10 protein-coding genes, 6 pseudogenes and 1 other annotated feature are annotated in these 20999 nt (G+C 38.8%); all 16 genes and pseudogenes read left to right on the top strand.

Translation table 11 applies throughout. From position 1 onward, the window contains the following. Nucleotides 1-73: 73 nt before the first annotated feature. A pseudogene (gene dnaE, locus LFLEISCH_RS07780) lies at nt 74-2867 on the top strand (DNA polymerase III subunit alpha); the annotation flags it as partial. 216 nt (nt 2868-3083) lie between these two features. Further along, on the top strand, nt 3084-3968 hold the full coding sequence (accD, locus tag LFLEISCH_RS07775; protein ID WP_007475200.1) for an acetyl-CoA carboxylase, carboxyltransferase subunit beta: 885 nt from the start codon (nt 3084-3086) through the stop codon (nt 3966-3968). Next, nucleotides 3958-4915 (top strand): annotated as a pseudogene (accA, locus tag LFLEISCH_RS07770) (acetyl-CoA carboxylase carboxyl transferase subunit alpha). Before accD ends, accA begins: the two are co-directional and overlap by 11 nt. 240 nt (nt 4916-5155) lie before the next feature. Next, on the top strand, nt 5156-6115 hold the full coding sequence (pfkA, locus tag LFLEISCH_RS07765; protein WP_007475187.1) for a 6-phosphofructokinase: 960 nt from the start codon (nt 5156-5158) through the stop codon (nt 6113-6115). A 226-nt stretch (nt 6116-6341) separates the two neighbouring features. Beyond that, the gene (gene pyk / locus LFLEISCH_RS07760) at nt 6342-8099 is read left to right on the top strand and encodes a pyruvate kinase (RefSeq protein ID WP_007475186.1); all 1758 of its coding nucleotides are present in this window, start codon (nt 6342-6344) and stop codon (nt 8097-8099) included. Between the two features lie 121 nt (nt 8100-8220). After that, the gene (locus LFLEISCH_RS07755) at nt 8221-8595 is read left to right on the top strand and encodes an FxsA family protein (RefSeq protein WP_007475185.1); all 375 of its coding nucleotides are present in this window, start codon (nt 8221-8223) and stop codon (nt 8593-8595) included. A gap of 163 nt (nt 8596-8758) precedes the next feature. After that, complete coding sequence (locus tag LFLEISCH_RS07750) at nt 8759-9223, top strand: DUF441 domain-containing protein (RefSeq protein ID WP_007475184.1); 465 nt, start codon at nt 8759-8761, stop codon at nt 9221-9223. A 39-nt stretch (nt 9224-9262) separates the two neighbouring features. Beyond that, nucleotides 9263-10387, top strand: a pseudogene (gene citZ, locus LFLEISCH_RS07745) (citrate synthase). Between the two features lie 13 nt (nt 10388-10400). Next, a pseudogene (gene icd, locus LFLEISCH_RS07740) lies at nt 10401-11665 on the top strand (NADP-dependent isocitrate dehydrogenase). A gap of 144 nt (nt 11666-11809) precedes the next feature. Next, nucleotides 11810-14438 (top strand): annotated as a pseudogene (polA, locus tag LFLEISCH_RS07735) (DNA polymerase I). A gap of 10 nt (nt 14439-14448) precedes the next feature. Beyond that, nucleotides 14449-15270 (top strand): DNA-formamidopyrimidine glycosylase, encoded by an 822-nt coding sequence (gene mutM / locus LFLEISCH_RS07730; protein ID WP_007475173.1) that lies wholly within the window; start codon nt 14449-14451, stop codon nt 15268-15270. A 9-nt stretch (nt 15271-15279) separates the two neighbouring features. Beyond that, on the top strand, nt 15280-15897 hold the full coding sequence (gene coaE, locus LFLEISCH_RS07725) for a dephospho-CoA kinase (RefSeq protein WP_007475168.1): 618 nt from the start codon (nt 15280-15282) through the stop codon (nt 15895-15897). 28 nt (nt 15898-15925) lie between these two features. Then, nucleotides 15926-16390 carry a transcriptional regulator NrdR gene (gene nrdR, locus LFLEISCH_RS07720; RefSeq protein ID WP_007475167.1) on the top strand — a complete coding sequence of 155 codons (465 nt, stop codon included), beginning with the start codon at nt 15926-15928 and terminating at the stop codon, nt 16388-16390. Between the two features lie 6 nt (nt 16391-16396). Next, nucleotides 16397-17767, top strand: coding sequence for a replication initiation and membrane attachment family protein (locus LFLEISCH_RS07715; RefSeq protein ID WP_007475166.1), 1371 nt, complete (start codon nt 16397-16399; stop codon nt 17765-17767). A gap of 9 nt (nt 17768-17776) precedes the next feature. Further along, nucleotides 17777-18694: pseudogene (dnaI, locus tag LFLEISCH_RS07710) on the top strand (primosomal protein DnaI); the annotation flags it as partial. 66 nt (nt 18695-18760) lie between these two features. After that, nucleotides 18761-18986: a binding site (T-box leader), on the top strand. Between the two features lie 87 nt (nt 18987-19073). Further along, on the top strand, nt 19074-20996 hold the full coding sequence (thrS, locus tag LFLEISCH_RS07705) for a threonine--tRNA ligase (protein WP_007475164.1): 1923 nt from the start codon (nt 19074-19076) through the stop codon (nt 20994-20996). Nucleotides 20997-20999 lie beyond the last annotated feature (3 nt).

Raw genomic sequence — 20999 nt, 5'->3', positions numbered from 1 at the left:
TATTTGGTCAGGCTAATTTTTACTTAACACTTCAAAACATCACCCGAATAGGCGACCAAGATTGTGAACAGAATTTGCTAAACAACATTCGCTTTTAGCTGCGGCTTCGAAAAATGTCCATTATATAGCGCCCGAAAGATATCCAAGCTACCACTGTTTTACGGGCTATTCGGGATAATCAAACGGTTGATTGGACCTCTCTGGAATTAGTCGGTCAGGCTTATTTTGCAAGTCCAGATGAGATGGCAAGAGAATATACAACGGAATTTGAACAAGAGACAATGCGAGTGGCTGTCGAAATAGCGGAGAGGTGTCACGCGGAAGTCGCGATGAATCAACATCTTTTACCTCGCTTTCCTCTAAAAAAAGAAGAAAATGCGGCAGAGGTTTTACGAGAAGTCGCAAGGCTAGGCCTTAGCCGCCGTGGGCTTGATGGCCGTGCGGAATATGAGGAACGTCTTTTTTATGAGCTAGATACTATTGTACGGATGGGTTTTGCAGATTATTTTCTAATTGTTTGGGATGTGATGAAATATGCGCGAGAACATGACATTTTAACGGGTCCTGGCAGGGGGTCTGCGGCAGGTTCTCTCGTTTCTTATGCCTTGCAGATTACGGATGTTGATCCTATTTTATATCAACTGCTTTTCGAGCGTTTTTTAAATCCCGAACGTGTGACGATGCCGGATATTGACTTGGATTTTCCAGATAATAAGCGAGACGATGTCATTTCCTATGTTGTCCAGAAATACGGAATGAAGCATGTGGCGCAAATAGGAACTTTTGGAACTTTAGCCGCAAAAGCCGCCATCAGAGATACTGCGCGGACATTCGGTTTAAACACTGTTCAATTATCCGAATGGGCGAAATTAATCCCTAACCAATTGGGAATAACGCTCAAAAAAGCGCGAGAATTAAATGACCGACTAGACCGACATATTAAAAGCTCTAAAGAAAATGAAATGATTTGGGAAATCGCTTGTCAGCTAGAGGGACTGCCACGTCATATTTCCACGCATGCGGCAGGAGTCGTTATTTCAGATGAGCCTCTCGTTAATCAAGTTCCACTACAAACGGGAAGTAATGATGCCTTGCTAACGCAATACCCCATGAATGATTTAGAAGCAATCGGTTTGCTTAAAATGGATTTTCTCGGTTTACGAAATTTAAGTTTACTAGACCGTGTTATTCGCGCTGTCAATTATAATCGAAAACTACAACTAACCATACAAGATATTCCGTTAAATGATAAAAGAACGCTTGATTTATTTAAACGCGGGGATACAACTGGCGTATTCCAATTTGAATCTGACGGTATCAGACGTGTGTTGCGGAAATTATGTCCGACTTCCTTTGAAGATATTGTAGCCGTCGATGCGCTTTATCGCCCCGGTCCAATGGAACAAATCGATACCTTTATTGCAAGAAAGCATGGTAAACAAAGTATCCATTATCCGCATCCCGATTTAAAGCCTATTTTAGAAGTTACTTACGGCGTTATTGTTTATCAGGAACAAATTATCCAAGTCGCCAATCAAATGGCTGGCTTTTCGCTAGGAGAAGCTGACTTGTTGCGCCGAGCAGTTAGTAAGAAAAAAGCAGATGTTTTAAATGAACAACGTACAAATTTTGTGAGTGGCTCAATGAAAAAAGGCTATTCCGAATCTAGTGCTAATGATGTATATGACATGATTGTCCGCTTTGCAAATTACGGGTTTAACCGAAGTCATGCGGCTGCTTACTCTAAAATCGCCTTTCAACTTGCGTATCTAAAGGCCCATTTTCCTGCTGAATTTATGTCAGCCCTTCTTAGTTCTGTTTTTGGCAATGATGTGAAAATTAGTCAATATGTTGCGGAAGCTAAAAAATATGGCATTGAAATGCTACCGCCTAGTATTAATAAAAGTCATTATTATTTTCAAGTTGAAGGGGATGCGATTCGTTACAGTTTTCGCGTGATTCGTAAAGTGCCCAATAAATTTATTTTGTCCTTTATTGAGGAACGAAAAACGGGACTTTTCCGCGATTTTTTTGATTTCTGCGAGCGAATGCCAAGTAAAATGCTGACACGAGGTATTTTAGAAGCCCTTATTTATGCTGGCTGTTTTGATGAGTTTGGAAAAGAACGTGCCACACTTATTGCATCGATTGATGGAGCGCTTCAATTTACGAATTTACTCGGAAATGATGAACGCGGAATCAATTTGTTTTCAGATGATGACTTTGTGAAAGCTTTTAAACCACGTTACCGCGAAGTTCCAGAGCTTTCTGAACAAGAGCGCCTAGAATTTGAAAAAGAATATACTGGACAATACGTCTCTGCACATCCAATTTCACGGTACCAAGACAAAATGAAACAACTTGGTATGTTACCACTAAGCGAACTTAAAAAAGGACAAAAAGCAACAATTGGCGCATATATTCTCGAACGAAAAGTGATCCGAACGAAAAAAGGGGAGAATATGTGTTTTTTAACCATCAGTGATGATACTGAGGAAATGAGTGCGGTTTTATTTCCAGAAGCGTATCGAAACTTTACTACCCTTACAGAAAAAGGGCATTTAGTCGCTATACAAGTAAAAATGGACGAACGAAATGGTGAGCTGCAAGCGGTTGTAGAGCAAATGGAAGATTTAGAGACTTTAGATTTACCTAAACGATTATTTATAAAAGTGAAAACAAAAGAAGACGTTCAAAAGATAAAACAGCTCACAAGAGCGCATTCAGGTTCTTCTGTTGTAATTGTTCACATTACAGAGACCCGCGAGACTATCGAACTGCCGAATAAATTCCATGTTTCTTTTTCAAACAAACTGGAGCAAATATTAAAAGAGGAATTTGGAGAGCCTAATGTTGTTTTTAAATAAAGTAATACAATTCATTTCATTTTTTTCATTTCCTAAAAGCTACTAAAATGTGGTATAGTTTAGAGTGGAAAACGATGCTTACAGTCTGCTAATGCATTAGCAGGCTGTTGTTTCTTTAAAAGAAATACTTTTCCAGTTCATAACCAAACTGCTATTTTATATATTTTTTACTTGTTATGAATGACTTAAAAAGCATAGATAGGGGAGGTTTCATCTTTGTTAGGAGATTTATTTACGAAGCCAAAGAAGAAAAAATATGCGGCCATTCCTACTGAGGGAGCAAAACATGATGTTCCAGAGGGAATCATGACCAAATGTCCAAAATGCAAAAAAATCATGTACACCAAAGAACTCGAGAAAAATTTGATGGTGTGCAGTCATTGCGGTTTTCACCATCCTATCGGGGCCAGAAAAAGAATTAATATGCTGGTGGATGAAAATTCTTTCAGCGAGCTAAATCAAGAGCTAACAACAGCGAATCCATTAGGGTTTGAAAATTACATGGAAAAAATTGAGAAAGATAAAGAAAAAACTGGTTTAAATGAAGCCATTTTAACTGGTCATGCACAAATTGATGGTCATCCTCTAGTTGTCGCGGCCATGGATTCACGCTTTCGCATGGCGAGCATGGGGTCTGTTGTCGGCGAAAAAATTCTTCTTGCTGTTGAAGAGGCAGATCGTGCTAAAGTTCCATTTGTTATTTTTACAGCATCTGGAGGAGCGAGGATGCAAGAAGGCATGCTATCTCTTATGCAAATGGCGAAAACTTCTGCGGCATTTAAACGCTTTAGCAATCATCAAGGTCTTGTCATCACAGTGATGACTCACCCTACTACAGGCGGAGTTTCAGCAAGTTTTGCTTCACTTGGAGATTTTAATTTTGCTGAACCAGGTGCATTAATTGGTTTTGCTGGTCGACGCGTTATTGAACAAACGGTTCGCGAGGAATTACCAGAAGACTTTCAAACAGCTGAGTTTTTGTTAAAACATGGACAACTAGATGCTGTTATTTCGCGCCTTGACTTAAAAGATAAATTGCGCTTCTTACTAGAAATTCACCAAAAACCAGATGAGGAGGCGGGCGAATCAAATGGCGAATGAAATGGATTTTGAAAAACCGGTTCTTGAATTACGGACAAAAATTGCTGATTTAAAAGAGTATAACGAAAAATCAGATGTGGACCTTTCAAAAGAAATTGAAAAACTTGAACATCGTTTGAGAAAACTTGAAGATGATATTTATAGCAACATGTCTGCATGGGATAAGTTTCAAGTGGCAAGGCATCCGGAAAGGCCTACGACATTTGACTATATTCAGCTTTTATTTGAGGACTTTTTTGAGTTACATGGTGACCGTTATTTTGGTGACGATCCTGCTATTATTGGAGGCATTGCGACATATCACGGTATGCCGGTTACAGTTATTGGCCACCAGCGAGGTAAAGATACAAAAGATAATTTGTATCGAAACTTCGGTATGCCTCATCCCGAAGGCTTTAGAAAATCACTTCGTTTGATGAAGCAGGCGAATAAATTCGGTCGTCCGATTATCTGTTTTATCGATACTAAAGGAGCCTATCCAGGACGAGCGGCTGAGGAGCGCGGTCAAAGTGAAGCTATCGCCAGAAATTTATATGAAATGAGCGATTTTGAAGTTCCAATTATTTCAATTGTTATTGGCGAAGGTGGAAGTGGCGGTGCCCTTGCACTTGGCTTAGGGAACCAAATTTTCATGCTTGAAAATGCGGTCTTTTCTGTTATCTCTCCAGAAGGTGCTGCTGCTATTTTGTGGAAAGATGCTGGTATGGCTAAAAAAGCAGCTGAATCCATGCGCATTACAGCAAATGACCTATTTGATTTAGAGATAACAGATGGTATTATTCCCGAAGTGCTTGGCGGAGCACATCAAAATGTACAAGAACAAGCACGATTAATCGATGAAACACTAGCGAAATCCATTCGTACGTTAACTTCTTTTACAAAAGAACAACTTATTGAACAGCGCTATACGAAAATTTAAAAAAATAGGTAGTTTTGAACAAATCTAAGACACGCACTTTTTGCGTGTCTTTTTATTGTGAGATAAATAACATGATTTAGTTATCTATACCAATTTTTGTTTTTTGTTGAAAATAAAAACTTTATAACTATGACCAATATGTTTTTATTGAATGAAGAAGGTATATGGCTTGTAAAAATTCTGTACTCATGCTTTTCATTTATACTTTTTTCATGTAAAATAGGAGCGTGTGATGGAAAAATATCATTTTCTGAGGTGGTAGTAAAAGATGAAACGTATAGCAATTTTAACAAGTGGCGGGGACGCGCCAGGTATGAATGCTGCAGCCCGTGCGGTTGTTCGTAAAGCCATTTATGAAGGGTTAGAAGTTTATGGAATCAATTATGGTTTTCTTGGTTTAGTTAACGGTAATATTCATAAACTTGAACTAGGTTCTGTTGGTGATAAAGTACAACGTGGTGGTACATTTTTATATTCAGCTCGTTATCCAGAATTTGCTACTGAAGAAGGGCAATTAAAAGGAATCGAACAATTGAAAAAACATGAAATTGATGGATTAGTGGTGATTGGTGGAGACGGTTCTTATCACGGAGCAGAAGCCCTAACAAAACGTGGTTTCCCAACAATTGGAATTCCAGGAACTATTGATAACGATATTTCAGGCACTGATTTTACAATTGGTTTTGATACAGCACTGAATACGGTATTAGATGCACTCGATAAAATTCGTGATACAGCAACGAGTCATGAACGTACATTTATTATTGAAGTAATGGGTCGTGATGCTGGAGATATCGCGCTTTGGTCTGGCCTTGCTGGCGGTGCGGAAGCGATTATTGTCCCTGAAGAAAAATTCAATATGGATGATATTGTAGGTCGTTTAAACAAAGGTCGCGAACGTGGCAAGAAACATAGCATTATTGTCGTTGCAGAAGGCGTTATGTCTGGGAATGAATTTGCGAGCCGTCTTGCAGAATACGGGGATTATCATGCGCGTGTAACCGTTCTTGGACACGTACAACGTGGCGGAAGCCCAACTGCTTTTGACCGTGTTTTAGCAAGTCGTTTAGGTGCACGCGCTGTGGACTTATTACTTGAAAACCGTGGCGGGTTAGCTGTCGGAATTCGAGAAAATAAAATTGTTGAAAATAATATCACAGAGATTTTAAAAGAAAAACATCATTTGGATGATGATATGTTTAAATTAGCATCTATCCTATCGATTTAATGGAAATTCGGTCACCGGAACGAACTTTGGTGGCCTTTTTCGTGAGTGTTTATGAAAACAATGAATGAAAACACATCTGTCAGGTTGCACAAAAACAAGTTAGGGAAATTAACAACTTGCACAAAAATTCACAAACAACTTGTGTCCTATGGCTGTTACTGGTAAAATGAGTGAGATGTGTTTATAATGAAAAGTATGAATGGCAGTTTCTAGGAGGAATAGGAAAATGAAAAAAACGAAAATTGTTTGTACGATTGGACCTGCTAGTGAATCAGTAGAAACACTAGTAAAATTAATCGAGTCTGGAATGAACGTCGCACGTTTGAATTTCTCACACGGTGACTACGAAGAGCACGGAGCACGTATTGAAAACATTCGTCAAGCAGCGAAACAAACTGGCAAACCAGTTGCTTTATTACTTGATACAAAAGGTCCTGAAATCCGTACAAATGACATGGTCGGAGGAAAAGTAGAATTTACAACTGGAGATGTTGTACGCATTTCTATGACACCTGTAGAAGGTACAAAAGAAAAATTCTCTGTCACTTATGGTGAACTTTTTGATGATGTGGAAATCGGTTCAAGCATCCTTTTAGATGACGGCTTAATTGGCTTAGAAGTAACAGAAAAAGACGCTAGTAACCGCGAATTAGTTACTAAAGTTTTAAACCCAGGAGTTTTAAAAAATAAAAAAGGGGTTAACGTTCCTAACGTTTCCATCAACCTGCCTGGTATTACAGAAAAAGATGCGAACGACATCCGTTTCGGTTTAGAGCAAGGTATTGATTTTATCGCCGCTTCTTTCGTTCGTCGTGCTTCTGACGTTTTAGAAATCACTAAAATTTTAGAAGAAAATAACGCAACACATGTTCAAATCATTCCTAAAATTGAAAACCAAGAAGGTGTCGACAATATCGACGAAATCCTTCAAGTTTCTCAAGGTTTAATGGTTGCACGTGGTGACCTTGGTGTTGAAATTCCGGCTGAGGAAGTGCCAATTGTACAAAAAGAATTAATCCGTAAATGTAATAAATTAGGTAAACCAGTTGTAACAGCTACACAAATGCTTGATTCTATGCAACGTAATCCGCGCCCAACACGTGCAGAAGCATCTGACGTAGCGAATGCAATCTTTGATGGCACAGATGCTATCATGCTTTCAGGTGAAACAGCAGCTGGGGATTATCCCGTTGAAGCTGTACAAATGATGGCGAAAATTGCGCTTCGTACAGAGGAAGCTCTTGTTGCACAAGATAAATTTGCGCTTAAAATGCATGCGAATACAGACATGACAGAAGCGATTGGACAAGCTGTTGGCCATACTGCACGTAATTTAGATGTACAAACTATCGTGGCTGCAACGCAAAGTGGTCATACAGCGCGTATGATTTCGAAATATCGTCCTAAATCTCACATTTTAGCCGTTACTTTTAATGAACATGTTTGTCGTGCACTTGCTCTTTCTTGGGGTGTTTATGCACGCTTAGCTGAACCCGTTAAAAATACAGATGATATGTTTGATTTAGCAGTTAAAGAATCCGTTGCTTCTGGTCTAGCGCAACAAGGTGATTTGATTATCATTACAGCTGGTGTACCTGTAACGGAAAGTGGTACAACAAACTTAATGAAGATCCAATTAATCGGTGAAAAAGTTGTAAAAGGCCACGGAATCGGAAGAAATTCTGTAAGTGGAAAAGCGATTGTAGCGAAAACCAATGAAGAAGCTTTAGCTAAAGCTGAAGAAGGTGGAATCTTGGTTGTAAAAACAACAGATAAAGACATGATGTCTGCATTTGAAAAGAGTGCTGCGGTTATCGTTGAAGAAGGCGGATTAACTAGCCATGCTGCTGTTGTTGGTATTAACTTAGGAATTCCAGTTGTCGTTGGTGCTAAAGACGCAACAAGCTTAATCAATGATGGCGAAACCATTACAGTGGATGCACGTCAAGGAAATGTGTATAACGGTAAAACAGCTACACATTAAAATTAAATTCGTAAAAGGGGTTAGGACAAATTTGTCCTAACCCCTTTTTTGCTTTACGTTTTTGAATCACAGTAAAATGCGTTATAATAGTAGCAAGGCAGTTTAAGTTGGAGTTGATGATTTGAAAAATTTATTTATTTACTGGATACTTTATGGTTTTGTGGAGTTGCTCATTTATATATGGCTGTTTAAGGTAGTGGGCTTTTGGCCACTCCTGCTAATTCAAATTGCCTCTACAGCGCTTGGTGTGTATATGTTTAAAAAGGTAGGGCGTAATATTTTTCGGAATATTAGAGATGGCCGCACAGTAGCCCCTTATTTATTAGATACAATCTGCTTTTTTATTTCAGCTTTGTTACTCACCATACCTGGCGTTTTGACGACACTTGTTGGCTTACTTCTTTTTGTGCCGTTCATACGCAACCTTTTAAAACCAAGACTTACGAAATGGTTGGCAAATAAAACACATAAAACAGATTACTATTTTGATATGTAAGGAGGCGGGCTAAATGAGCTCGCTTCTTTTGAAAAAAAGTTTAATAGCATTTTCTTATACTATTTTTGAAATAAGATAGGTTTATTTTATGCTATTTACACATTTTATGCTATAATATTTTCTATCTTGCATGATTTGCAGGGAGAGGCAAAGGGTGTCAAACATGTTTACAGAGAGTATGTTATTTTTACTTCTATTTTTATTACTTGGGATTATCGCAAAAAATAATTCACTCATTATTGGGGTTGCCGTTGTCATTTTACTAAAGCTTTTTGCTGGGAATACGAAATTAATGGAAATTGTTCAGGCGAAGGGGATCAATTGGGGGGTTACGATTATAACGATTGCCATCTTGATTCCGATTGCCACGGGACAAATTGGCTTTAAAGACTTGATTGAATCGTTTAAGTCCCCAGCTGGTTGGATTGGTCTTTCGGCGGGTATCTTAGTTTCCATTTTATCCAGAAAAGGGGTTAGTTATATGGCGGCTGACCCGCAAATTACGGTTTCACTCGTTTTTGGGACGATTTTAGCTGTAGTTTTGTTTCGAGGTATTGCGGCCGGTCCGGTTATCGCAGCAGGTATAGCGTATATGGCTATGCAGCTCGTGACTTTTTTTACAAAATAACTTTGTAACGTGCTTATACGAGCATGAAGGAGGAGTATTATGACGGTTTCAAAGGGGTTAGAAAATGTTTATGTAGCGGAAACATCCATCAGTTCTATCATTGACGATACATTAAAATATGTGGGTTATTCCATTGATGATTTAGTGACGAATAATGTTAGTTTTGAAGAGGTTGTGTATTTGCTTTGGCATCTAAGGTTACCGAATAAACAAGAGCTTATTAAATTTAAAGATGAAATCAGCGAACATATGGCTGTTTCTGAAACGATTATTACGAGCTTGCGTATGCAAAACCATCAAAAGTTGCATCCGATGAGTGTACTTAGAACAACCGTCTCCATGTTAGGCGTGTTTGATACAGAGTCAGAACTAGATGACGGGGAATCAATTTATAAAAAAAGGCCTTCGTCTTCAAGCGAAAATGCCGACGATTGTGGCGGCCTTTTCTAGAATCAGACGTGGACTAGATCCAATTCCCCCAAAACAAGGTCTCAGTGTTGCGGCCAATTTTCTTTATATGATAACAGGAGAAGAAGCCGATCCACTTTCGGTTGAAGCTATGAATAAAGCGCTTGTTTTACATGCTGACCACGAGTTTAATGCCTCTACCTTTACAGCACGAGTCTGTGTCGCCACTCTTTCAGATGTATATTCTGGTGTTACAGCGGCAATTGGAGCTTTAAAAGGGCCACTTCACGGCGGAGCAAATGAACGCGTTTTTGATATGCTTGTTGAAATTGATGATGCTTCGAGTAATGTACGGGACTATATCCAATATAAAATTGATCAAAAACAAAAAATTATGGCTTTGGCCACCGAGTTTACCGTGGCGGCGATCCACGGGCGAAGCATTTAAAAGAAATGTCTGAACGTTTAACAAAAGAAAAAGATGAAGAAAAATGGTATACCTTATCTTGCCAAGTAGAAGAAGCTGTTTGGGATTTAAAACATTTACGTCCGAATGTTGATTTTTATTCAGCATCTGTCTACCATGCTTTAGGCATTGACGTTGATTTATTTACACTTGTCTTTTCCGTTAGTCGTGTTTCAGGATGGCTTGCGCACATTTTTGAACAATACCGTGATAATCGTCTCATTCGTCCACGCGCTATCTACGTAGGACCGGAATCACGTGAATATCAACCTATTGAAAAAAGAATTTAAGGAGGAAACATCTATGGCTGAAAAAATTACAGTAGAAAACGGTGTGCTACATACACCAAATGAACCTATTATCCCGTTTATCGAAGGAGACGGTACAGGACCAGATATTTGGCGTGCATCAAAACGCGTTTTAGATGCTGCTGTTGAAAAAGCTTACGGAGGCAGTCGTAAAATCGAATGGCTGGAAGTCCTCGCCGGTGAAAAAGCCTACAATCAAACTGGTGAGTGGCTACCAAAAGAAACACTTGAAACAATTCGTGAATATACTATCGCCATTAAAGGGCCTCTTACAACGCCGATTGGTGGCGGGATTCGCTCACTAAACGTGGCACTTCGTCAAGAACTTGATTTATATGTTTGCCTCCGTCCAGTTCGCTACTTTAATGGTGTGCCTTCGCCAGTAAAACGCCCGGAAGATACGGATATGGTTATTTTTCGTGAAAATACAGAAGATATTTATGCTGGTATTGAATTTAAAGAAGGTAGTCAAGAAGCGGAAAAACTTATTTCTTTTTTTAAAAACGGAATTTGGCGTGAATAAAATTCGTTTTCCTGAGACATCTGGTATTGGTGTAAAACCCATTTCTAAAGAGGGAACAGAACGCTTAGTACGGGCGGCGATTCAATATGCGATTAGCGAAAAACGGAAGTCTGTAACGCTTGTTCATAAAGGAAATATTATGAAATTTACTGAGGGTGCCTTTAAAACTTGGGGATATGAGCTAGCTGAGCGTGAGTTTAAAGATCAAGTATTCACATGGAATCAATATGATCGTATTAAAGAAGAACACGGTGCTTCTGAAGCTGATAAAGTACAAAAAGAAGCACTTGAAGCCGGAAAAATTCTTATCAAAGATTCGATTGCGGATATTTTCTTACAACAAATTTTAACGCGTCCTGCGGAGTTTGATGTTGTGGCTACCATGAATTTGAATGGAGACTACATTTCCGATGCGCTTGCTGCACAAGTTGGCGGAATTGGGATTGCTCCTGGAGCCAATATTAATTATGATACAGGGCATGCCATCTTTGAAGCTACACACGGAACAGCTCCTAAATATGCGAATTTAGATAAAGTAAATCCTTCTTCTGTCATTTTATCGGGTTACACTTCTTTTAGATCATATAGGCTTTGGAGAGGCTGCTAAAAAAGTGACAGAAGCTATGGAGAAAACCATTGCAAGCAAAACGGTGACATATGACTTCGCTCGTTTAATGGACGGGGCTACTGAAGTTAAATGTTCGGAATTTGCGGATGAATTGATTAAGAATATGTAAAAAAGTTAAGTTTTACTGGGTTGTAATTTAAATTCGATAGAAAAACATTCGGAAAAGCTGGGGAAGTTCTCCAGCTTTTTCTTTTAGCCCCCATTTATGGTAAAATAGGCATAAGTGAGAACTTGAAAACGAGGAGGTTTTCCTGTGAGTAAATTAGTATTAATCGACGGGAATAGTATTGCATATCGCGCTTTTTATGCGCTCCCTTTACTGACAAATGAGAAGGGTATTTTTACAAACGCTATTTATGGTTTTGCCATGATGATAAACAATGTGATTGAAAATGAAAAACCTGATCATTTATTGGTTGCATTTGATGCAGGAAAAACAACTTTTCGCCATAAAACATTTACGGAATATAAAGGCGGGCGACAAAAAACGCCTAGTGAACTTTCGGAGCAGTTTCCATTTATTCGCGAGCTTTTAAATGTGTATGACATTCCGCAATATGAACTTTCAAATTATGAAGCAGATGATATTATTGGGACGCTTGCGAAAAAAGCGGAACGTGAAGATATGGAAACCATTATTATTACTGGTGACCGAGATTTAACGCAACTAGCAAGCGATAAAATTACGGTTTATATTACGAAAAAAGGCATTACGGAGATGGAAAAAAATACACCGGATACGTTACAAGAAAAATATGGCCTTACGCCAGCACAAATTGTTGATATGAAGGGCTTAATGGGGGATTCTTCGGATAATATTCCAGGAATTCCAGGTGTGGGTGAAAAAACGGCTTTAAAATTACTTCATGAATATGGTGGTACAGTCGAAAGCGTTTTAGACCATGCGGATGAAATTTCGGGTAAAAAATTAAAAGAAAAAGTCATAGATAACAAGGAAATGGCGATTTTAAGTAAGGAACTAGCTACCATTAATACTGATTCCCCAATTGAAACTTCGCTCGCGGATACAAAATATGCGGGCTTTCAAACGGAAAAAGTAGTTCCATTTTTGAAAGAAATGGATTTTAAATCGATATTAAAAAACTTGGATACAGAAGAAAATGTCCAAGTGGAACTTGAAGAAGTTGAAATTGAGACGATTACATCCTTTACAGAGGACCATTATGCTGATAAAACGGCGATTTATATCGAATTAGAAAATGAAAACTATCATACAGCTGGATTTGTTGGTTTTGCAGTTCATTCTTCGAAAGGAACATTTTTCTTTAACGAAGAGACCGCAAAATCAAGTGAAACCTTTAAAAACTGGCTTTCTGATGAAAAATATAAAAAAAATTGTTTATGATGCCAAAAAAACAAAAGTTGCCGCAAGTCGCCTAGGCATCCTATCAGAAGGGCTTACTTTTGATATTATGTTAGCCTCTTATTTACTTAATCCATCTGAAACTATTGATGATTTTGCGAGTGTTGTAACGCGTCATGACTACACTCGTGTTCAAACGGATGAGGCGGTTTATGGGAAGGGCGCTAAACGCTCTATTCCAGATGAAGACGTGGTGGCAAAACACTTGGCATATAAAGCCGTTGCGACTTTTGAACTTGAAAACCCGTTAACGCGAGAGCTCGAAAGTAATGAACAATTGGAACTTATGAATGAGCTTGAATTGCCACTTTCGATTGTACTGGCGGATATGGAGATGCAAGGTGTTCGTGTGGATACGAATCGCTTGCTTGAAATGAAAAGTGAGCTTGCTGAACGAATTGCGACGCTTGAAAAATCGATTCACGCGCTTGCTGGTTATGAATTTAATATTAATTCACCGAAGCAGCTTGGAGTGGTTTTATTTGAAAAGCTAAATTTACCTGTCATTAAGAAAACAAAAACGGGTTATTCGACTGCTGCCGATGTGTTAGAAGCTTTATCAGGGCAACATGACATTATTAATGAAATTTTAGTGTACCGCCAACTTGGGAAAATTCAGTCCACCTATATTGAGGGGCTTCTAAAAGTGACCGATAAAGAAACCCATAAAGTGCACACACGTTTTAACCAGACTTTAGCCCAAACAGGTCGTTTAAGTTCAGTGGATCCGAATCTGCAAAATATTCCGATTAGGCTAGAGGAAGGGCGGAAAATTCGCCAGGCGTTTGTGCCAAGTGAGGAAGGGTGGAAAATATTTTCAGCCGATTATTCGCAGGTGGAATTACGTGTTTTAGCACATATTTCGCATGATGAGAATCTTATTTATGCGTTTCAACATGATTATGATATTCATACGAAAACCGCGATGGATGTTTTTCATGTAAGTGAGGGTGAAGTGGATTCGCTTATGCGTAGACAGGCGAAAGCGGTAAACTTTGGTATTGTGTATGGCATTAGTGATTATGGTTTATCTCAAAACTTAGGAATAACGCGGAAAGAAGCAAAAGATTTTATTGATCGTTACTTCGAGAGTTATCCAGAAGTGCAAGAATATATGCATTCGATTGTTCGTTTTGCGAAAGAAAAGGGCTATGTGGAAACGATTCTACACCGAAGACGTTATATCCCGGAAATTACAAGTCGTAACTTCAATGTCCGTAGCTTTGCTGAGCGGACTGCGATGAATACGCCAATTCAAGGAAGTGCGGCGGATATTATAAAAAAAGCAATGATTTTAATGCAAGAACGTTTAGAAAAAGAAAAATTAGAAGCGCGCTTACTGCTCCAAGTGCATGATGAACTCATTTTTGAAGCTCCGGAACATGAAATTGAGCGTTTGGAGAAAATCGTTCCGGATGTGATGGAAAATGCAGCAGAACTAGATGTTCCGCTTAAAGTGGATACTGCGTTTGGAAATACATGGTATGATGCGAAATAAGGAGATTTAGATGCCTGAATTGCCAGAAGTTGAAAACGTCCGACGTACACTTTCGGACCTTGTGATACAAAAAGAAATTGATCAAGTGGTTGTTTCTGTGCCGAAAATGATTGTTGGGACAGAAGTAGATGAATTTGTTCATTTGCTTATTGGGGAGAAATTTGAAGCCGTCAGACGTCGAGGGAAATTCCTGATTTTTGATTTAACAAATTGCTCTATCTTGGCCCATTTACGAATGGAAGGGAAATTTCGTTTGCATAATGATGCCGACGAAGTTTCTAAACATACGCATATCATTTTTCATTTTACTGATCAAACAGAACTGCGCTTTTTAGATGTTCGTAAGTTTGGTACACTTGAACTGATTGAAAAACACGGGGAAGATAAGACGCGTTCCATTCAAAAATTAGGTCCTGAGCCACTTTCTGAACTTTTCTTAAAAGCCCCGTTTGCAACTCTTTTAAAGAAAACCACCCGCGCGATTAAAACGGTGTTATTAGATCAAAAACTGGTTGCTGGTGTTGGAAATATTTATGCGGATGAAATTTGTTTTAGGGCAAAAGTAATGCCGAATCGGTCGGCTAACACCTTGACGAATGCTGAAATCACTCGAATTTATGAGGCGACTAAATCGATTATGACTGAAGCTGTTAAATTAGGCGGTTCAACCATTCGAACTTACGTCAATTCAGAAGGTAAACTGGGACAATACCAAGAAAAGCTTGTGGTATATGGTCATAACGGTGAGCCTTGTCCTATTTGCGGGACCGAAATTGAAAAAATGAAACTAAACGGACGCGGAACGCATTATTGTCCGAAATGCCAAAAGTAGGTGAACAAAATGGGGATGACGATTGGTCTAACGGGAAGTATTGCAACGGGAAAATCAACGGTAAGTAAAATGTTTATGGAAGCTGGTCTTCCGGTTGTAGATGCTGACATTTCTGCACGTGAAGTAGTTCTACCTGGGTCAATGGGGTTAAGCCAAATTATAACAACTTTTGGTGAATCAGTCCTTCAAGCTGATGGTACACTTGACCGTGCGAAACTAGGCGATCTCATTTTTAATAGCAAAGAAAAACGAACGCAATTAAATGCGATTGTCCACCCACTTGTGCGCGAAGATATGCTTTCTAAAAGGCGTCTTTTGTTTGAAAAAGGAGAACCATTTGTTGTGTTTGATATTCCGCTCCTTTTTGAGAGTCAGTTAACCGATTTAGTGGACGTCATTGTGGTAGTGGCGACAGAAGAAAAGACGCAGCTTGCGCGCTTAATGGCGCGAAACCACTTATCAGAAGAGGCTGCCGGTAAGCGAATTGCGAGCCAAATGCCCATTTCGGAAAAAATAAATTACGCGGATTTTGTGATTCATAATGACGGTACGCTTATGGCTACTCGGGAGCAAGTGAATGAGTTTTTACAGCAACTAAAGTCTCATGGTATAATAAATAAAAAATGAACGACACTAATAGGAGTTGAACGAATGAATGAAATGTCCTACGTGCAAATATAATGGTACGCGTGTTGTAGACTCTAGACCAGCAGATGATGGAAACTCCATTCGTAGGCGACGTGAATGTGAGAAATGCGGTTTTCGTTTTACAACCTTTGAAAAAGTGGAGGAAAGTCCTCTTGTAGTAGTAAAAAAAGACGGGGCACGGGAAGAATTTGCGCGTGAAAAAGTCATGCGTGGTTTAATACGTGCATGTGAAAAACGTCCTGTTAGTATGGAACAACTAGAAGAGATAGTAACTGAAGTGGAACGGGAGCTTCGAAATATTGGGGATAGTGAAGTGCCGAGTGATTTAATTGGCGAAAAAGTCATGAATAAATTGGCCAAATTAGATGAAGTGGCGTATGTACGATTCGCTTCCGTTTACCGCCAGTTTAAGGATATCAATGTATTTGTTGATGAATTAAAAGAATTGATGGACAAAAATAAAAAAGGATGAAATCTGTTGAGTGAATTTTGGATGGAACTACGACCTGTTGATGCCTATCGTGTTAAAATGAACGGTATCGTCACACAATTTGATCAAAAAGTAGCGACAATGCTTTATCAGCCACTTATGGGGGCGGATTGTCTTGCGGTTTACCAAACGCTTTTAACGGAGATTGAAGAAAATCGCTTGTGGAGTGCGGAACATGCTCATACACAGCTTTTAAACTTGCTTTCTTTAAGCTTAAAAGATTTTTTTCAGGCGCGAATAAAATTAGAAGGTCTTGGACTTTTAAAAACCTATTTACAGACAGAAAATGAAGAACGACGCTATATTTATGAAGTCTTGCCACCACTAAGTCCTGCGCAATTTTTTAATGATGGTTTATTAAATATTTATTTGTATAGCAAAATTGGTACAAGACAATACCACCGGCTGCGTCAGTTTTTTGCTGATGATTCATTTAGTGATACTTCCTTTTCTGAAATTACGCGTTCCTTCCAAGATGTATTTGAAGCCTTTCGATTAAGTGATGTGGAACATATATCCTCTCAAGACGAAGAGTTATTTGAAAGGAAAAAAGCCACTAAAATCGAATTAGACGCCAAAAACTTTGATTTTCAGTTATTCTACCAAACCTTATCACCTAATTTAATCCGCCGATCAGCGATTAATCACGAAGTGGAACAAACGATTTTAAACATGAATAGCATTTACGGCGTGAAGGAAAATGAGATGGTAAATTATTTATATCGTGCATTAAATTCGGATGGCTCCATTAACACTGAAATGCTTCGGAAAATTATTCGTGATAGTTATCAAATTGAGCACCGGACACTTCCAACGCTTGAAATGAAACGCGATAAGGATTTAGAAAACGCTGAACCAAAGGAAGAAATAAACGATGAAACCGCCTTACAACTTTATTTAGAACGCGTCACGCCGTTTCAGCTTCTAGTGGATATTTCTGACGGGGCAACACCGGCTGAGACCGACCTTCGCGTGGTGGAGGAAGTGATGGCGAATCAAAATTTGCCGGAGCCTGTTATGAATGTGCTCATTGAATACGTATTATTACGTCTTGACAGAAAGCTTTCTAAAAATTACATGATGACGATTGCAGCTCATTGGAAGCGAAAGAACATTAAAACGGCGAAAGAAGCTATGGATTTAGCCTTTTCGGAGCACGAAAAATATAAACGTCTTAGGGAAGAGCCGGAACCTAAAGCAAAACGAAATAACTCTTTTTCTAAAAATAACAGAAAAGAAGTACTGCCTGATTGGTTCGATAAAGAAGAAACGAAACCAGCGAGTAGCGAGCTTTCTAATAAAGAAAAAGATGCGCTTAATGAACAGGTTCGACAAATTAAAGAGCAATTGAAAAGGTAGGTGAAACAAGTGGATAAAATCGAGCGCACGCTAGGCCAGTTGTTTGAAGGGCGCGACTTTGAAAAAGAATATCAGGAAGTTAAAGAAAAAGTTTTATCATACGAACCGATTCGTCAATTTTTGACGGAAAATAAAGCGGATATTTCTGAACAAATGATAAATCAAAATATCTCCAATTTATATGAATTTATGACGCAAGACCAAAATTTTAAAGAAAAAAAGGAAACGCTCATGCCTGGTTATGCACCAAAACTTGTCTTAAACGGTGAATTTATGACGGTTACTTACTATCCGACGCCTGAAAAAATCGAGCAAGATAAGCGTCGTGCGGTAGAAAGACGCATTCGTTCGCTTTATATGCCAAAACAAGTGGTGGAAGCTTCTCTTGACCAATTTTATACAGATGAAGATGCTCGCCAATATGCCCTTATTGAAGCGTTTAACTTCTTAAAAGTATATGAAGAATCTTCTGCAACTATGGTAAAAGGCTTGTTCATTCACGGTAGTTTTGGAACTGGAAAATCTTATTTACTTGGTGCGATTGCGAGAGAACTTGCTTTGCGTGGCGTGTCGACAACTCTTGTTTATTTACCGGAATTTATGCGAGAAATTAAACAATCGATTTCAGATAACACTGTAGGCGAAAAAATTCAATTTGCGAAGGAAACAGAAATCTTAATGTTAGATGATATTGGCGCAGAAGCCATGACGGCTTGGACGCGTGATGAGGTTCTCGGAGCAATCTTACAGTTCCGTATGCAGGAACAATTACCAACATTCTTTTCATCAAATTATAATATGGCACAGCTTGAAAATCATCTCACTTTTTCACAAAATGGGACGGAGGAGCAGCTAAAAGCACGACGTATTATGGAGCGCATCCGTTTCTTGTCTAAAGAAATCGAATTGAACGGCACCAATCGTCGAAATTTAATTTTTTTAGAAAAAGGCTTGCAAAAAAAAATCTTTGTGCGTATAATGAGTAATAATAAATCACAAGTAATGATAAGGACAACCGCTTAATGGCATGTTTTAGAGAAGGAGGGGTAGCTGAGAACCTCCTAACAGTAAATTAAGTTGGACCACCTTTGAACTTCTATCTGGAACGCGTAGCTAGTAAAGATAGACGAATCGTTCTCGTTAAAGGCGACAAGAGGAAATAAGTTTTATCTTATTTCAAATCTTGGGTGGAACCACGAGTATACAACTCGTCCCTTGTTTATAGGGACGAGTTTTTTTATTGCCTTAAATTAGTCGTTGTCCAAGTTTTATCATTATTTGTAATCTAAATAAAGGAGTAGATCACATGAAAATTTCATTTCCAGATGGTGCAGTAAAAGAATTTGATAAGGGCGTCTCCACTGCTGACATCGCCGAATCCATTAGCCCAAGTTTAAAAAAGAAAGCTTTAGCAGGAAAAATCAATGGCACATTGGTTGACTTAGTGACTCCGATTGAAGAAGATGGTGCCATTGAAATCGTAACACCTGACCATGCAGATGCGCTTGGGATTTTACGCCATAGCTCGGCCCACCTTTTAGCGCAAGCTGTTAAACGTTTATACCCAGACGCCAAATTTGGAGTAGGACCAGCTATTGAAACTGGTTTCTACTATGATATTGATACAGATAACGTAATTAGTGAAGAATCATTCCCGGCTATTGAAAAAGAAATGCAATCGATTATACGCGAAAATTTACCTATTTCTCGTGAAGTTGTTTCTCGTGAAGAAGCTATTAAACGCTTCAAAGCCATCGGAGATCCTTATAAAATTGAATTAATTGATGCCATTCCAGAAGATGAGAATGTCACAATTTATACACAAGGCGAATTTTTCGATTTATGTCGTGGAATTCACGTACCATCTACTGGTAAAATTCAAGTCTTTAAGCTTTTAAGTGTTGCTGGGGCATACTGGCGCGGCGATAGTGATAATAAAATGCTTCAACGTATTTACGGAACTGCCTTTTTCGATAAAAAAGACTTGGCGGAATTTTTAAAAATGCAGGAAGAAGCTCGTGAACGCGATCATCGTAAACTTGGTAAAGAGCTTGACTTATTTGCAAATTCTGCGGAGGTTGGTCAAGGTTTACCGCTCTGGTTACCAAAAGGGGCAACAATTCGCCGCGTTATTGAACGTTATATCGTGGATAAAGAAGAGCGCCTAGGTTATAACCACGTGTATACACCTGTTATGGCCAATGTGGAGCTTTATAAAACAAGTGGTCACTGGGATCATTACCACGAGGATATGTTCCCAACTATGAAAATGGACAATGAAGAGCTTGTGCTTCGTCCAATGAACTGTCCACACCATATGATGATTTATAAAAATGACATCCACAGTTACCGTGAATTACCAATTCGTATTGCGGAACTTGGCCTAATGCATCGCTATGAAATGAGTGGCGCACTCTCGGGCTTACAACGTGTCCGCGGCATGACTTTAAATGATGCTCACGTATTTGTTCGTCCTGATCAAATTAAAGATGAGTTTAAACGCGTGTTAGAGCTTATTTTAGAAGTGTATAAAGACTTTAATATTAATGATTTTAATTTCCGTTTAAGTTATCGTGATCCTGAAAATACAGAGAAATATTTTGATGATGATGCAATGTGGGAAAAAGCACAAAGCATGTTAAAAGAAGCTATGGATGAAATGGGTATGGATTACTTTGAAGCAGAGGGCGAAGCTGCATTTTATGGGCCTAAACTTGATGTCCAAGTGAAAACAGCGATTGGGAAAGAAGAAACACTTTCCACTGTACAACTTGACTTCTTATTACCTGAACGCTTTGATTTAACTTATATTGGCGAAGATGGTGAAAAACATCGCCCAGTTGTTATTCACCGCGGTGTTGTTTCCACAATGGAACGTTTTGTTGCTTATTTGATTGAAGAATATAAAGGCGCTTTTCCAACTTGGCTTGCTCCTGTTCAAATGGAGATTATTCCAGTTAATGCGGATGCTCATCTCGCTTATGCAAAAGATGTGCAAGATAAGTTGCAACGTGCTGGTTTCCGAGTTGAAGTAGACGACCGTAATGAAAAACTAGGCTATAAGATTCGTGAAGCACAAACTCAAAAAATTCCATATGCGCTTGTTCTCGGTGATCAAGAAGCAGAAAGCGGAGAAGTGAACGTCCGTAAGTATGGTTCAAAAGACTCTAAAACAATCAAGTTAGATGAATTTATTCAAACTGTTGCACAAGAAGTAAATAAATATTAAGTG

The organism is Listeria fleischmannii subsp. fleischmannii LU2006-1 (genome assembly GCF_000344175.1).
Classification (GTDB): domain Bacteria; phylum Bacillota; class Bacilli; order Lactobacillales; family Listeriaceae; genus Listeria; species Listeria fleischmannii.
The sequence above is the reverse complement of the archived record's forward strand: the minus strand, read 5'-3'. Positions and strand labels throughout refer to the sequence as shown.

Excerpts from the sequence above, each read along its gene's own strand:
- coaE (WP_007475168.1), top strand. The coding sequence starts at position 15,280 with ATGGGGATGACGATTGGTCTAACGGGAAGTATTGCAACGGGAAAATCA.
- LFLEISCH_RS07750 (WP_007475184.1), top strand. The coding sequence starts at position 8,759 with ATGTTTACAGAGAGTATGTTATTTTTACTTCTATTTTTATTACTTGGG.
- pfkA (WP_007475187.1), top strand. The coding sequence starts at position 5,156 with ATGAAACGTATAGCAATTTTAACAAGTGGCGGGGACGCGCCAGGTATG.
- thrS (WP_007475164.1), top strand. The coding sequence starts at position 19,074 with ATGAAAATTTCATTTCCAGATGGTGCAGTAAAAGAATTTGATAAGGGC.
- nrdR (WP_007475167.1), top strand. The coding sequence starts at position 15,926 with ATGAAATGTCCTACGTGCAAATATAATGGTACGCGTGTTGTAGACTCT.
- pyk (WP_007475186.1), top strand. The coding sequence starts at position 6,342 with ATGAAAAAAACGAAAATTGTTTGTACGATTGGACCTGCTAGTGAATCA.
- mutM (WP_007475173.1), top strand. The coding sequence starts at position 14,449 with ATGCCTGAATTGCCAGAAGTTGAAAACGTCCGACGTACACTTTCGGAC.